This is a genomic window from Kitasatospora sp. NPDC094016 (assembly GCF_040304045.1).
In the GTDB taxonomy this organism is placed as follows: Bacteria; Actinomycetota; Actinomycetes; order Streptomycetales; family Streptomycetaceae; genus Kitasatospora.
Genome location: NZ_JBEOUK010000002.1, coordinates 133614 through 149416, shown reverse-complemented (window position 1 = coordinate 149416; position 15803 = coordinate 133614). Strand labels below are relative to the sequence as shown.

At 76.3% G+C, this 15803-nt stretch carries 4 protein-coding genes; 3 read left to right on the top strand and 1 reads right to left on the bottom strand.

Translation table 11 applies throughout. The annotated features are described in order from the left end of the window. Positions 1 to 31 precede the first annotated feature (31 nt). A complete protein-coding gene (locus tag ABT015_RS02435; RefSeq protein WP_350875912.1) occupies positions 32 to 898 on the bottom strand; it encodes an LLM class flavin-dependent oxidoreductase in 867 nt (288 codons plus the stop codon). A 781-nt stretch (positions 899 to 1679) separates the two neighbouring features. Between ABT015_RS02435 and ABT015_RS02430 the strand changes: the two genes are divergently transcribed. From ABT015_RS02430 to ABT015_RS02420, 3 genes are read left to right on the top strand one after another with little or no spacing between them, the layout of a single operon-like run. Further along, a complete protein-coding gene (locus ABT015_RS02430; RefSeq protein WP_350875910.1) occupies positions 1680 to 8114 on the top strand; it encodes a non-ribosomal peptide synthetase in 6435 nt (2144 codons plus the stop codon). Beyond that, positions 8111 to 11071, top strand: coding sequence for a type I polyketide synthase (locus ABT015_RS02425; RefSeq protein WP_350875908.1), 2961 nt, complete (start codon positions 8111 to 8113; stop codon positions 11069 to 11071). Before ABT015_RS02430 ends, ABT015_RS02425 begins: the two co-directional genes overlap by 4 nt. Next, positions 11068 to 15738: a non-ribosomal peptide synthetase gene (locus ABT015_RS02420; RefSeq protein ID WP_350875906.1), complete on the top strand. Its 4671-nt coding sequence runs from the start codon at positions 11068 to 11070 to the stop codon at positions 15736 to 15738. Before ABT015_RS02425 ends, ABT015_RS02420 begins: the two co-directional genes overlap by 4 nt. Positions 15739 to 15803: the final 65 nt, after the last annotated feature.

The following is a 15803-nucleotide window of genomic DNA, read 5'->3' as shown; positions in this document are numbered from 1 at the left end:
GGTGTACTGACCACGGAGGTTGGTGCAGGGCCTAGCCGAACGACGTGGTGGCGGTGTGGTGGACCCGGGCGATCTCGTCCTCCCAGTCGGGGACCGCGCGGGCGGGGACCAGGATGACGTGTTCGACGCCGACGGCCGCGAACTCGGCCAGGCGCTCGCGCAACGCCCGGTCGCCGCCGACGGCGTAGACGTCGCGGCTGGTACAGCCCTGCTTGTGGGCCGAGACCTCGGCATCCAGCTCGCGCCGGAGCTCGGGGGTGTCGATGGCGGGCGGCACGTAGACGAGCTGCACCGCGCGGGTGATGTGCTCGGTGCGGCCGAGGTGCTGCCGCTCCTCGTCGAGGACCTTCAGGCGCCGGCGGTACTCGGCGGGGGTGATGAACGCGGGGACCCAGCCGTCCGCGAGAGCGGCGACGCGCCGTACGGTCCTCTCCCGACCTCCGCCCAGCCACACGGGCGGCACCCCGGTCGGGCCGCAGCCGCTGGATTCCCCGGCGGACTCCCCCACGAGGCGGCGCAGGCGGCGCAGGATGTCCTCCAGGGCGGCGGCCGCCTCGGCGGGGTCCCGGATGAGGGCCTCGCGGGGGCCGCCGATGCCGAGCTGGGCGACGAACCGGCCGTTCGACCGCCGGTACAGGTCGGTCAGTTCGCGGACCACGGCGGCGGGTTCCAGGCCGGCGGCGACCAGGACGTGCGGACCGAACACCAGGGCCGACGTCCTGCGGGCCACTTCCCGTGCCAGCTCGAGCGGCGGGGGCATGTCGTCCCCGTTGTTGTTGTAGAACCAGAACGAATCGAATCCGTGCCGCTCCACCGCGTCGAGCAATTTCCACAAGTGGTCCCGCTTCACGTCATGGCGCAACGAGGTACCGAAACAGAAGCCGAATTGCAGACCCATGAGACCTCCCTGTCGAGATATTGCCTGCAAGGCACGGACGCCTACCGGGCAGGCGGTCGATGAATTGGCGAGAGCCAGCTGAATACCGACTTCAGGTCCGCGATCCACAGGATTTCCCGCTCCTGCCGGACCATTTCGAACCGCGTCGAAATAAGGGGTGTCCGCTCGTCGCACGCACTCGATGACGCGGATCCGGTGCACCTTCGCCTGGAACGTACCACAGGGGTCAAGCCTTCGAGAAGTACGCCAATCCTGGCCTGAGGCTGGTTTACCGAGCCATATAACATCCTTTAACCGACCTTCGCAAGGTCCACAGGTTTCACCCAAATCAACGGTGCGATTCGCCCCAAAGTGCACCCCTGCACGGGCCCCGAGGCGGCAGGAGGGCCGGCGGAAGCGCCGGATCCGGTGTCGGGAGAGACGGGCGCAGCCCTATGTCCAGAAAGTCGCCCTCCCCGCACCTGTGAGAATAAGACATTCCGTTTGAGCGTTCTTGAAAAATTCCCAGGGCACATACAGACTCGTTTCGTGAACGGACCCCGGCAGGCCGGAGGTCCGACCCGGGGCACCGATCTCCGAGGGCGCCGACCGCACCTTCACGTACGCGCCCCCGGTTCCCCGCCCAATTCGCCGTCGCCGGCGTCCGCCCGCTCACGGGCGAACTCTTCGAGTTTGCAGAGCCCCGCACCCGGATGGCCGCACAGCTTCATTCTTCCTCTCGACACCCCGCACTCGGGCCACCGGCCGAGTGCCGCCAGCACGTACGGAAGGGGCAACCGAAGTGAACAGGAGCGACCTGGTTTCGGATTCGGGTCCGGCGTCGGATGCCGAATTCGCATTCCCGCTCTCGGCCCCGGAGTTCGGTATCTGGCTCACGTGTCGGGACCAGCCGGAGTCCTTCAACATCCACCGCGTCTGGGAACTGCGCGGGCAGCTCGACAAGCAGGCCCTGAAGGGCGCCGTCGAGGAGACCGTCGCCCGGCACCCCGTGTTCGCCCGCCGGCTCGTCGACGAGGACGGCGTGCCCTCCTGGGTTCCCGGCGCGCCGCAGCCGCGTTGGACCGTGGTGGACACCGCCGCGACGGCCGACGCCGCGCCCTGGGCGCCCGTCGGGCGCCACCGGTTCGACCTGAGACGGGACTGCCCCGTCCGCGTCGACCTGTTCCGGCACCGACCGGACCACCACGTGCTCTCCCTCCTGGTGCACCACATCGCGTGCGACGGGGCGTCGTTGGAGAACGTGCTGGCGGACATCGGTGCCGCCTACAACGCCCGCACCGCCGGCGGGCCACCCTTCTCGCCATCACCGGCCCCGACACCCGACCGGCCCGCGCCGGCGGAGCCCTCCCGCTTCTGGCCCCTCGAACTGGCGGACGCCCAGTGGCCGGAGGCCCTGCCGCGCACCCCGGGCCCCCGGACGGCCGAAGCCGACGTCCTGGTGCTCCCGCTGCCCCCGGACGAGGCCGACGCGGTGCGCGCGGCGGCCCGCCGCCTGCGCGTCACCCCGTACCTCCTGGGGCTCACCGCCCTCTACGCGGCGTTCGCCACGCAGGGCAACGCCCCCGACGTCATGGTCGCCACACCGTTCGCCTCCCGGACACCGGCCACCGTGTCGCTGGTCGGCTGCTTCGCGCGGATGGTCCCGCTGCGCCAGCGGTGGCCCTCGGGAGCCTCCGGCGCCGAGCTCTGCGACGGTGTGCGGCGCACCGTCGCCGAGGCGCTGTCCCACGCGCACGAGCCGATCCACGAGAGCGCGGACCTCTTCGACGCCGCGGCGCCCGGACTCACCGTCAGTTTCCAGCTGCGGGACCCCCTCCCGGGGCCTGCACTCGGCGGGCTCACCGTCCGTGCGATGGAGGCGGCGCGTGAGCCGGCGGCACCCGTCGCAGGCGCACCGGAGGCGCCCGGAGCGACTGAAGCGACTGAAGCCCCCGGAACCCCTGAGGCCTTCGAAGCCCCCGCGGCCGCCGAAGCCGATCCCCCGGCCGATCCCCCGGCCGAGCACCCCGGCGGGACGAACGGCCTCACGCGTTTCGACCTCGAATTCGACCTCTCCTTACGGGCGGACGACGCCTCGGTGACGGTGACGCGCCGGATCCGCGGCGGCACGACCCACGCGGCCGCCGCCGAACTGCTCGCCGTCTACCGCCGGGTCCTGCTTGCCCTCGTCCGCGACCCGGGGGCGCCGCTGCCCCGCTCGACGAGCGCGGCGACGCCGTCCCTGATCGTCGCGCCGGCCGATCCGTCGGAGCACGCACAGCCCCTCATGGACCGGTTCGACGCCTGGGTGCGCACACAGCCCCGGCGGCCGGCGGTGCGGTGCGGCGACGACCTCCTCACCTTCGCCGGCCTGGACCGCGAGGTCGCCCGGCTCGCCGCCGCCCTGCGCCGCCACGGCGCGGGCCCGGGCACCGCCGTGGGCGTCCTGCGCGAGCGGGGCGTCGCCCTGGTCGCGTCCGTGCTGGCGGCGTGGCGGGTGCGAGCCCACGTCGTCGCCCTCGACCCCTCCCAGCCCGACTCCCGTCTCGCCTACGTCGTGGCGGACACGGGCACCCGCCTCGTGCTGTGCAACCCCGCGTCGCGCCACCGGCTCGACGCGTCGCTCACGATCGTCGACGAGGACGCGCACGCGGACACCGAGAACGCGCACACCGAAGACGCCCGCCCCCACGATCTGGCGTACGTCCTGCACACCTCCGGCACCACCGGCCGCCCCAAGGGCGTCATGGTCGAGCACCGGGGTCTCGCCGTCCTCGTCGACGCGCAGCCGGCGGGAGCCGGGGCCGCCCGGGTCGGCGTCACCGCCGCCGTCTCCTTCGACGTCTTCTTCCAGCAGCTCCTCTACCTCTTCCGGGGCAGCTGCCTGGTGGTGGCCGACCAGGCCACGTACCGCGATCCGCAGGCGCTGGTGGAGTGGGTCGAGCGCAACGACGTGCGCCTGCTCAGCACCTCGCCGTCGATGTTCGCCGCCATGCGCCCCTTCGGCGTCGAGGAGATGTTCCAACGCACGGGCCTGGAGCTGGACTTCGGCGGCGAGGCGGTCGACGCCACGACCTGGAGCAGGCTGCGCGAGCTGGGTGTCAGGGGGTCCAACGGCTACGGTCCGACCGAGGTCACGATCCAGACCACGTGGTGCGGTTTCGACGAGTACGGGACGCCCAGCATCGGCCGGCCCCTCGACGGCACCTCGGCCTACGTCCTGGGCGCCGACCTGCGCCCCGTGCCGGTCGGTTCCCGCGGCGAGCTGTACCTCGCGGGGCCGCTGGTCACCCGCGGCTACCTCAACGCCCCCGCGCTCACGGCCGAGCGCTACCTCCCGGACCCCTTCGCCCCGGCACCCGGAGCCCGGATGTACCGCACGGGCGACCGCGTCACCCTCGGTGCCGACGGGCACCTGATCTACCACGGTCGGACCGACCACCAGCTGAAGGTGCGCGGCCAGCGGGTCGACCCGTACGAGGTGGAGGAGGTGCTGCGCGGCACGCCGGGCGTCCAGGACGCCTACGTGGCACGCCGGGGTCCGATCGGGACGGCGGGGCTCCTCGCCTGGGTCACCCCCCGCCGCCCCGGGCCGGTTCCGGTGCCGGGGGAGCTGCGCGGCCTCGCGGCCCGGCGGCTGGCGCCCGCCGCGGTGCCCGCGCACATCGAGGTCGTCGACGCGTTCCCGCTCACGCTCAGCGGAAAGGTCGACGAGCGTGCCCTGCACGTGCCCGCGCCCGTGCGGCCGCCGGACGGCGGCACGGACCCCGTCGTCCGGCTCTGGGCGCTGACGCTCGGCCGGCCGCCCGCCTCGAACGGGGACAACTTCTTTTTCCGCGGCGGGAGTTCACTGGACGCGGCCCGGCTCGTCGCCGAGGTCAACCAGGAGTGCGGGGTGCGCGTCGACCTCGCCTCGTTCTTCGGCGACCCCACACCGGAGGGGTTGCGGCACCTGGTCGCGCGGGCCGCGCCCGCCGGCGGCGAGGGCCCGTCCACGGCCGCGCCCGCCGGTGGCGAGGGCCCGTCCACGGCCGCGCCCGCCGGTCTGTCGGCCGCCCAGCGGCGGCTGTGGCTGCTGCACCGGGCGGAGCCGGACAGCCACGAGTTCACCGTGTACTGGGCGCTGCGGCTGAGCGGTCCGCTGGATCCCGGGCGTCTGGAGGCGGCCTGGCACGACGTGCTCACCGCCCACCCCGAGACGCGGCTGCGGGTCATCGACGACGACGTGGCCCCCGGGCGCGGGCAGTGGCCCCTCACGGCGTTCACCGTGAGCGTACGGGACGTGCCCGGGCACGCCCTGGCGGAGCACCTGCGGCGCGTGGCCCACCGGCCCTTCGACCTGTTCGAGGAGCCCTTGGTCGAGCTGCGGGTGCTCAGCACCGGCCCCGGGGAGCACGTGCTGGTCTTCGTCGGCCACCACCTCGTGCTCGACCGCCGCTCCACGGAGCTGATCACCGAGCAGTTGCTGAGCCGGCTGGCCGGCGGCCCGGCGCTGCCGCCCGCCCCGGCGGGCGCCGTCCCCGGACCGTCGCCCGCCGAGGCCGAACGGCTGCGCCGGTTCTGGGCCGAGGAGCTCGCCGGCGTCTGCGCCCACTCACCGGTCGCCCTCGGCGGGCCCCGGCCGGGCCCGCACCGGCGCACCGCGGCGACGGTCGGCGTCCCGCTGGACGCGGCGCAGTGGCGGCGCGTGGCCGAGGCGGCGCGTACGCACCGCACCACGGCCCTCGTCCTCGTCCTGTCGGCGTTCGCGGTGACGGCCGACCGGTACGGCGCGGCGGGCGACGTCCTGGTCGGCACCACCATGGACGTCCGACCGCCCGGTTTCGACGAGGCCGTCGGCCTCTTCGTCAACCCCGTCCCGGTACGGCTGCGCCCCCGCCCCGGCGGCACCGCCGGCGAGGCGATCGCCCAGGCGCACGCGGCCCTCCTGCGGGCGCACGCGCACCGCGCGCACCCCTTCGACGAACTCGTCCGTGAGCTCGGTCTGCGGGCCGGTCCGGGGCAGGCCCCCCTGTTCCAGGTGCTGGTCGACCATGAGCGACCGTCCACGGCGACGGCCACGCCGCCCGGCCTCCGTGCCCGCCCGGTGGAGATCCCGGCGGCCATCGCGAAGTACGACGTCGAGATCCTGCTCCGGGAGACCGCTGACGGCGCCCGGCTGGACGTGCTCCACCGCACCGACCGGTGGACGACGGACCAGGCCCGGCAGCTGGCCGAGCGGATCCGCGGGGCGCTGCTCGCGCTGGTGGGCGAGCCCTCCGCACCGGCCGCGCTCCCCGTGGCGCTGGACCCGGGGCGCCTCCCCCTGGAGTGGGGGCGGGGCCCGGAGCCGTTCGCGCCGGTGGTCCCGGTGAGCGAGCTCATCGTCCGGATCGCCCGGGAGGCACCGGGGCGGACCGCCGTGGTCGCCGGGGGCGAGCAGCTCACGTACGGGCGGCTGCGGGCCGAGGCCCTGGACCTCGCCGCCCGGCTGACGGCCCGGGGCGCGGGCCGGGGTGCCCGGGTGGCGGTGCTGACCGAGCGGTCCACGGGCCTGCTGACCGCGCTGCTCGGCGTGCACTTCGCCGGTGCCGCGTACGTCCCGCTCGATCCCCGGCACCCCGACTCCCGCATGACGGCGTGCCTGGCCGACTGCGGGGCCTCCGCCGTCGTCACCGACGCGGCCATGGCCGGGCGGGCGGCCTCGTTCGGGCTGCCGCTGGTCCCGCTGCGCGCACTGCCCTCGACGACCGGGCCGACGGCCGGGCCGACGACCGACCGGAGTGCCGAGCCCGCCGTCCCCCTCCCGCCCGGACCGCACGACCCCGCGTACGTCATCTACACCTCCGGGACGACCGGGCGGCCCAAGGGCGTGGTGATCGAGCACGGCACGCTGGCCGCCTCCACGGCCGCCCGCCGCACCGTCTATCCGGGGCGGCCGGTCTTCCTCTTGCTCTCGCCCGCGGCGTTCGACTCGGCCGCGGCCGGCATCTGGGGAACGCTGTCGGCCGGTGGCCGCCTGGTCGTCGCGGGCGACGACGAGGTCCGCGACCCCGAGGCCCTGGTCGCCCTGATCGCCCGGCACCAGGTCACCCGGCTGCTGTGCGTGCCCTCGCTCCACGCCCTGCTGCTCACCGCCGCCGACCGGGCCGGCCCCGACGCGGTGCGGAGCCTGCGCGAGGTCGTCACGGCCGGGGAGCCGCTCCCGGACGAGCTGCTGCGGCGCCACTTCGCCGTCCTGCCCCGGGTGGCGCTGGTCAACGAGTACGGGCCCACCGAGGCCACCGTCTGGGCGAGCTACCGCCGCTACCACGGGCCGGAGGCCGTCGACATCGGCGGCCCGGTACCGGGCTACCGCCTCTACGTCCTGGATCACGCCCTGCGCCCCGTCCCCCCGGGGGTCGACGGCGAACTGTACGTCGCCGGCGCGGGGGTGGGCCGGGGGTACGTCGGCCGGCCCGCCGAGACGGCCGGCGCCTTCCTGCCCGACCCGTTCGGCGGCGAGCCGGGGGCCCGGATGTACCGCACGGGCGACCGGGTGCGGTGGCAGGGGCCGGAGGCGCTCGCCTTCGTCGGCCGGCTGGACCACCAGATCAAGGTCCGCGGCCACCGGGTGCAGCCCGCCGAGGTGGAGGCGGCGCTGCGCGGCGCCGAGGGCGTCCGGGAGGCGGCCGTGGTCGCCGACGGCGGCGCGCGCCTCGTCGGCTTCGTCACCGGCGGCGGGCGGCCGGAGGCCATCCGGCGCGAAGTCGCCGAACTCCTGCCGGAGTTCATGGTCCCCGCCGTGGTCCACGCGCTGGAGCGGCTGCCCGTCACCCCCAACGGCAAGGTCGACCGGGCGGCCCTGGAGCAGGAGGCGGCCCGGCGCCGGGCCTCGGCGCTCGCCCGGCCCGCCGGGGACGTGTCGCCCGGGCACGCGGCGGTCACCGCGGCGTGGCGGGAGGTCCTGGGCGTCGCCGACGTTCCCGGCGACGTCAACTTCTTCGACCTCGGGGGGCATTCGCTGCTGGTGCCGGCGCTCCAGGAGGCCTTGCACCGGCACACCGGCGTCCGGCTGCCGATCCTCGACCTCTTCCGCCACAGCACCGTCGCCGACCTCGCGGCCCGGCTGGCCCGGCTGGCCCGCGCGAAGACGGACCCGCCGCCCGCCCCCGGGACGGAACCACCGACCTCACCCTCAGCCGGTTCGCCCCGTCGCCGACGCGGCGACGCGGCCCGTACGCTCCGCGACCGCCGTGCCCAGGAGGCCGACCGATGAACCGCGACCGTTCCCTCGACATCGCCGTCACCGGCATGACGGGGCGCTTCCCCGGAGCGGCCGATGTGGCACAGCTGTGGCAGGCCCTGCGCGACGGGCGGGTGCTGACCCGGCGCCTGAGCCGGGAGGAGCTGTCGGCCCGTGGCGTCCCCGCGTCCCTCGCCGACGATCCGGACTACGTCCCCGTCCACGGGTCGCTCGACGACTCCGACCGCTTCGACCACGCGTTCTTCGGCGTCAGCCCCCGCGAGGCCGGGCTGACGGACCCGCAGCACCGCCTGCTGCTGGAGTGCGCCTGGGCCGCCCTGGAGGACGCCGGCCACAGCGTCACAGCCGGCGACGAGCTGCGGACGGCGGTGTACGCGGCCGCCAGCGGCAGCGGCCATCTGAGGGCGCTCCTGGCCTCCGGCTCGCTGGCGCCCCCGGAGTTCGAGGAGGCGCTCCTCGTCAACGAACGCGACTTCCTCGCGACGCGCATCGCCTACAGACTGGGGCTGACCGGGCCCGCGCTCACCGTCCTCACGGCCTGCTCCTCCTCGCTCGTCGCGGCCCACCTGGCCGTCCAGGCGCTGAACAACGGGGAGTGCGACCAGGCCCTGGTGCTCGCCGCGTCGGCCAACGCCCCCCAGGCGGGGCACCTGCCCATGGCCGGCGGAGTGATGTCGCTCAGCGGGCACTGCCGCCCCTTCGACGCCTCGGCGGACGGCACCCTCGGCGGCTCGGGCGCGCTGGGCGTCGTCCTGCGCCGCTACGAGGACGTGGCGGACGGCCCGCTCCCCCTGCACGGAGTGCTGCTGGGCTCCGCCGTCAACAACGACGGCACCGCCAAGGCGGGCTTCCTCGCGCCGTCGGCGGCGGGCCAGGAGCAGGCGATCCGCGCCGCGCTCGCCGCCGCCGACGTCGACGCCGCGTCCGTCGGCTACCTGGAGAGCCACGGCACCGGCACCCGCGTCGGCGACCCCATCGAGTGGTCCGCGGCCTCTTCGGTGTACCGATCGCTGGGTGCCGCTCCCGGCAGTATCCCGGTCGGCGCGCTCAAGGCGACCATCGGCCACCTCGACGCCGCCGCCGGACTCGCCGGGCTGGTGAAGGCGCTGCTGGTGCTCCGGCACGGGTACGTGCCCGCGATTCCCGGGCTGAGCCGGGCCAATCCGCTGCTGGAACGGGAGGACTCGCCGCTGTCCCTGCCCACCGAGGCCGGGCCGTGGCGGGGCCCGCAGCCGCGCCGGGCCGCGGTGAGCTCGTTCGGCGTGGGCGGGACCAACGTGCACATGCTGCTGGAGCAGCCTCCGGAGCCGCCCACCGCTCCGCCCGCCCCGCCGCCCGGGCGGGAACGGCTGGTGGTGCTCTCCGCGAAGGACCCGCGGGCCCTCGCCCGCATGCGGGAGCGGCTCGCCGCGCACCTGGAGGACGCCGAATCCGCGCCCTCGCCGGCGGATGTCGGCCGGACCCTCACCCGGCGGCCGGAACTCCCTTACCGCTCCTCGGCGGTGGGCGCGAACGTGGCCGAGGTCGTGGCGGCGCTGCGGGCCCCGGCCGGGCCGGCACCGGAGCCCGCAGCGCACCCCGCCCCGGCGCTGCTGCTCTTCCCGGGGCAGGGAACGCAGTTCCCCGGCATGGCGGCGCCCTTCGCCGCCACCCTGCCCGCGTTCGCCGACGCGCTGGACGCCTGCCTGGCCGCCTTCTCCCCCGGGCTCGCCCGCGAGGTGGACGAGGCGCTGCACGACGCCTCCTTCCCCGCCGAACGGCTCGCCCGGACGGCGCTCGCCCAGCCCGCGCTCTTCGCCGTCGAGTACGCCGCCGGGACGGCGCTGCTCGCCCTGGGCCTGGTGCCCTGCGCCCTGCTCGGGCACAGCCTGGGGGAGATCACGGCGGCGACGCTGGCCGGCGCGCTCGCCCTCGACACCGCGGCCCGTCTCGTGGCACGCCGGGCCCTGCTGATGCAGGACTGCGCCCCGGGCGCGATGGTCTCCCTGGCCTGCGGCGAGACCGAGGCCCGGGCCCTGCTGGCCGAGACCGGCGCCCAGCTGAGCGTCGCGGCGGTCAACGCCGCCACGAGCACCGTGCTCGCCGGGCTCCCCGAGGCGGTGGCGGCCTTCCGGGAGCGGATCGGCGGCCGGTACGCGGCCAGGGTGCTGCGGTCCTCCCGGGCCTTCCACTCCCCGCTGATCGAACCGGCGGCCGACGCGCTGCGGGGCACCCCCGCGGCCGCCGAGGTGCGCCCCGCCGTCCTGCCGTGGATCGAGAACACGGAAGGGCAGCTGCTGCCCGAGGGCTCGCTCACCGACCCCGGCCACTTCGCCCGGGCCGCCCGCCGGCCGGTGCGCTTCGCGGACGCGCTGGCGACGGCCCGGGCGAAGTTCCCCGACGCCGTCGCGGTCGAGGTGGGGCCCGGCCGGGTGCTGAGCGGCTTCGCGGAAGCCGCCGGGCTGCCCGCGATCCCGCTGCTGGGCTCCTCGCCGTCGCACGCCCCGGCCGCTTCCGCCGCCCGCCCGGTGCTGGCGGCGATCGGCCGGCTGTGGTGCTCCGGCCTCCCCCTGGACCTCTCCCCGCTCCAGGGCCCGGGGCGCTCCGTCCCCCTGCCGACCTATCCGTTCCACGGCCCGCGCCACCCGGTGCCGGCCGCCCCGACGCCCGGACCACCGCCAGGACCACCGCCCGGACCACCCGTCGCCGACGCGGCCGAGCCCGTCGCGGACACCCCCGTCGCGATCCTCCGCGCCCTGTGGACCGAACAACTGGGGGTGAGCGACGTGCCCGACACGGCCGACTTCTTCCAGTTGGGCGGTGACTCGCTCACCGTGGCCCGGCTGGCGCGCGGGATGAGCCGCCGGTTCGGCGTCGACGTCCCCGTCGGCGAGCTGTTGCAGGCCCGGTCCATCGGACTCCAGTACGCGCTGGTGGAGCGGCTGATCGCCCAGCAGATCCTCGACGAGGCCGGGGAGGGGCTCGGATGACCGCCTCACCCCTCGACCGGCTCACTCCCGAGCAGCGCGCCGAACTGGCCGCCCGGCTCCGGGGGCGCAGCCCCGCGGCCGCGCCACCGGCGGCTGCCGCACCGTCACCGGCGGACTCCGGACCGGCGCTCCCGCCCCACCCGGAGGCCGTGGCCGGCAGCCACCCCCTCTCCGTCACCCAGTACCGGATGTGGCTCGCCGAGCAGGCGTCCCCCACCGCGTCGGCGGCCTACACCGTGCCCCTGGCCCTCCAGCTCGGAGGCCCGCTCGACGTCGACCGGCTCCGCGCGTGCCTGGACGCCCTCGCCGCCCGCCATCTGGCCCTGCGCACCCGTTTCGGCCAGGAGAACGGGGTGCCCCGGCAGCGGTTCGACCTGCCCGCCCGCATCCCGCTGGAGGTCCGGGAACTGCCTGCGGGAGCACCGGAGCGGGACCGGGCCCTCGACGCCGAGGCGGCGCGCCCGCTCCGCCTGGACCGGCCCCCGTACGTCCGTGCCGTCCTGCTGGCCCAGGGGCCGCGCCAGCACACCCTCCTCCTGACCTTCCACCACGCCATCTGCGACGGATGGTCGCTGGGGGTGCTGATCGACGACCTGCTGGACGCGTACGCCGCCGGGGGCGGCCCCGGTTCCACCCGTCCCGCGCCGGCCGCCCAGCACCTCGACTACGTCCACTGGGAGCAGTCGCCGGACGGGCGGGCCGCGCTGGCCGCCCACGCCGCCCACTGGGCCTGCTCCGGCGGCGGCGCCGACGACGGGGCCGACGACGGGGCCGAACTCCCCTTCGCCGTCGACCCGACCGCCACGCAGCAGGCCACCGTGCAGCAGGCCACCTCGCGGCAGGCCACCCCGGAGCAGACCGCCTCGCAGCAGGCCGCCCGGATGCCGCACGCCGAGCTGGCACTGCCCCCGAGCCTCACCCGGCGCGTCCACGCGTTCGCCCGGCGGCACGCCTGCACGGCGCACGCGGTGTGGCTCGCCGCGTTCGCGGCCACCTGGAGCGCGGTCACCGGCGCCCGGACGGCCTCCGTGAGCGTTCCCACCGCCAACCGGGCGGCGGAGCGCTACGACCTCACCGTGGGCGCCTTCGTCTCCGCGATGCCCCTCGCCCTGCCCCTGCCCCCCGCGCTGGACTTCGCCGCGCTGGCCCGGCGGACCGGCGAGCAGCTCCTGACCGGTTCCCAGCACCCGACCCTCCCCCTGACCTCCGACGACACCGCCGTGCCCGTACCCGCCGCCGCCTTCGTCCTGACCCACGAGGACAACCGGCCGCGCCCGGCCGGCCCCCTCACGGTCACCCCCCTGCCGGTGCGCGTCCAGGGCGACCAGGGCGTGCTGACCGTGCAGCTCACGGAACACGCCGACACCGCCGCCCTCCGGCTGACCGGCTCCCCGCAGCACTACACCGACGCGGCCCTCGCCCGGCTCGGGCGGGCCTACCGGCGCTGCCTCGCCTCCGTCCTCGCCGCCCCCGACGCGCCGCTGGCCGCACTGGACGCACGCGACCCGGCCGAGCGCGCGACCATCGCGGCCGCCTCGACGGCGCCGCCCGCGGCCGGGGCCCGCCTGCCCTACGACGCCTTCGCGGACTGGGCGCGGCGCACCCCCGAGGCATTCGCCGTCTGGGACGCCGCCGACGGTCACCTCACCTACCGGGCACTGCGCGAGCGCACCGAGCGCGCGGCGGCCCACCTCGCCCTGGCCGGGGTCGGCCCCGGCTCGGCGGTGGCCCTGGACGTACCGGCGGGCGCCGACTACCCGGCGCTGGCCCTGGCGGTCTGGCGGCTCGGCGGCTGGATCATCGCGCTGCGCCCCGACGACCCCGTGGAACGCCGCCGCGCCCTGCTGCGCAGCGCCCGGGCCGACTTCCTCGTCCGCACGGCCGACGCCCCCGGGCACGACGCCGACACGCACGACGCCCACACGCACGACGCCGACGGCGGCCCGCCGGGGAGGGCGCTGCGGACGATCCGGCTCCCCCGAGGGGGCGCGCGAGAGCTCCCGGCCACCGGCACGGCGGTGCCGCCCGTGGCCCGCACGGGCCCGCAGGACCTGGCCTACGCGGTGTTCACCTCCGGCACGACCGGTACGCCCAAGTGCGTCCCGGTGCCGCTGGGGGCGCTGGCCAACGAGCTCGCCTGGCGCCGCGAGGCGATCGGCCTCGCCGCCCCCGACCGGGTGCTCCAGACCATTCCCCTGGTCTTCGACCCGTCGCTGTGGCAGTGCTTCGGACCGCTCGTCGCCGGGGCCGGCGTGGTCTTCCCCGGCGTCGACCTCGGGGCGCGTCCGGCCGCCCTCGTGGAGGCCGCCCTGGAACACTCCGCGACCGTGGTCGACGTCGTCCCGTCCCTGCTCGCGGCCCTGGACGACGAGGATCTGCGCCGGCTGCCGGCCCGGGTCGTCTTCTGCGGCGGGGAGGCGCTGCCCTCGGCGCAGGCCGACCGCTACCTGCGCGTCGGCCGCGGTGAACTGCGCAACCAGTACGGGCCGTCCGAGGCCTGCATCGACGCCACCTCGTACCGGTGCGCGGCGGGGGCCGGGGGCGGCACCGCCCCCGTGGGCCACCCCGTCTCCGGCGTGCGGCTGCACATCCTCGACGGCGCGCTGCGCCCGGTGCCCATCGGGGTCACCGGCGAGCTGTACATCGGCGGCACCGGGGTGGCGCGCGGCTACCGGGGCCGTCCGGCCGAGACGGCGGCCCGGTTCCTGCCCGACCCGGCCGGGCCCCCGGGCTCGCGGATGTACCGCACCGGGGACCGGGTGCGGTGGAACGCCGACGGGAGCGTGCAGTTCGTCGGCCGCAGCGACAACCAGGTCAAGGTGCGCGGCCAGCGGGTGGAGCTGGAGGAGGTCGACCGGCACGTCGTGGACGCGCCGGGGGTGCGGGAGGCGGCCACCGTCGTCGTCGGGGAACGCGTCAGCCGCCTGGTGGGCTTCGTCACCGGCGAGCCCGCCCCGGACCCGGCGGCGGTGCGCGCCCATCTGGCCCGTACCCTCCCGCCGTACATGGTGCCCGGCGAGATCCGGGTGCTCCCCCGGCTGCCGGTGACCGCCAACGGCAAGGCGGACCGCCGCGCGCTGCTGGCGATGGTGCGCTCCGCGCGCACGGCGGCGGGCCCCGCCACCGCCCACGACCGGGTGGCCGCCGCCGTGGTGGAGGCGTTCGCCGCGGCGCTCGACCGGCCGTCGGCCACCCTGGACGATCATCTCTACGACCTCGGCGGGGCGTCGCTGGGGGCGGCCCGGATCGCCTCCGCGCTGAGCCGCCGCCTCGGGGTGGAGGTCCCCGTACGCACCGTCCTGACGCATCCGCTGGCCGCCGAACTCGCCACCGAGGTCAGGACGTTGCTCGCAGCGGCAGCAGCGGCAGCGCCGCCGACGCCAGCCGACGCCGAAGCCGACGCCGACGCCGACGCCGACGCTTCCCAGACGCCCGAACAACTGCTGGTGGCCCAGCAGGAGCGGGCCCTCGGACTCCCCGCTCCCCCGATTCCGCTGCTGCTCAGGCTCGACGCCCCGGCGGATCCACGGGACGTGGAGCGGGCGGTCCGCGCACTGGTCGCCCGGCACGAGGCCCTGCGGCCGACGGCCCCGCAGGCCGCGCCCGGGACGACGGAGGCGACACCGAGGGCGACACCGGAGGCGACACCGGGGGCCGCCGGAACGGGACAGCACGACACGTGGCAGCCCTGCCCCGTGGCCCCGCTGCCGGACCGGCCCGCCCAGGCCCACTGGGACACCGCGCTGATCGAGCGTCCGCTGCCCGCAGGATCACCGGGGCTGGAGGTCGTCCTGCTGACCGGGGAGGACGGCACCGTCCGGCACCTGCTGCTGAGGCTGGCCCGCCACCGGGGCGACGGCGCCTCCGTGGGCATCCTCGCCGACGAGCTCCTCGCCCTGCTCGCCGGACGCGACCTGCCGCGGCCGGCCCCGCGCTACAGCGACTACGCCCGTGCCAGGGCCGCCCGCCGCACGGCCCGGCGCGCCGAGCTGGAGCGGTACTGGCGCACCAGCCTGGGCCCGGTTCCCCCGGACCCGTTCGCCGAGCGCCGCACCGGACCGAGGACCTTCCGCAACCACGGGGTGCGGAAGGTCCTCCCCGCCGACGCGTACGCGCGCCTCCAGCGGGCGGGGCGGACGGCGGGCACGACCACCACGGCCGCCTTCCTCGACCTGCTCGGCCGGATCGTCTCCCGGATGTCGGGCGGCACGTCCACGGTGATCGGCGTGCCGGTATCCCACCGCTCGGCGGCCACCGAGGACTCGCTCGTCGGCCGCGCCGTCGACCTGCTGCCGGTGGTGCTCGGCGCCACCGGGGCCGGCCACGCCCACCGGGCGCTGCTGTCGGCCCTGGACCACGCCGACCTGCCGCTGCTGCACATCGCCGAGCTCGCCGATCCGGTCGACCCCGCGCTCCGGCCGCCGGTCTGCGCGGCCGGGCTGGTCGTCCACGGGCAGGAGGAGAACCCGGCCGTGGTGCCGGACGACCTGCCCCACGACACCGTGCCCGAGCACTGGTCGGACCTCGACCTCGTCCTCCACGTGCAACCGGCCCGCTCGGGAAAGTGTTCGGTGCTCCTGACCGGAGCCGTCGACCTCTTCCCGCAGGCCGAACTGCGCGGGCACCTCGCCCGGGCCCTGGCGGAGCTCGAACCCGACCGGAGCTGAGCTCCACCCCGGCCGTACCTCCCGCGCGGTACGCCCGTCGTACCCGCACCCCGACCGCCCGCTCT

What these genes read in the sequence shown, in the direction of transcription:
- ABT015_RS02435 (WP_350875912.1), bottom strand. Translation starts at nt 898, where the DNA reads ATGGGTCTGCAATTCGGCTTCTGTTTCGGTACCTCGTTGCGCCATGAC.
- ABT015_RS02425 (WP_350875908.1), top strand. Translation starts at nt 8,111, where the DNA reads ATGAACCGCGACCGTTCCCTCGACATCGCCGTCACCGGCATGACGGGG.
- ABT015_RS02420 (WP_350875906.1), top strand. Translation starts at nt 11,068, where the DNA reads ATGACCGCCTCACCCCTCGACCGGCTCACTCCCGAGCAGCGCGCCGAA.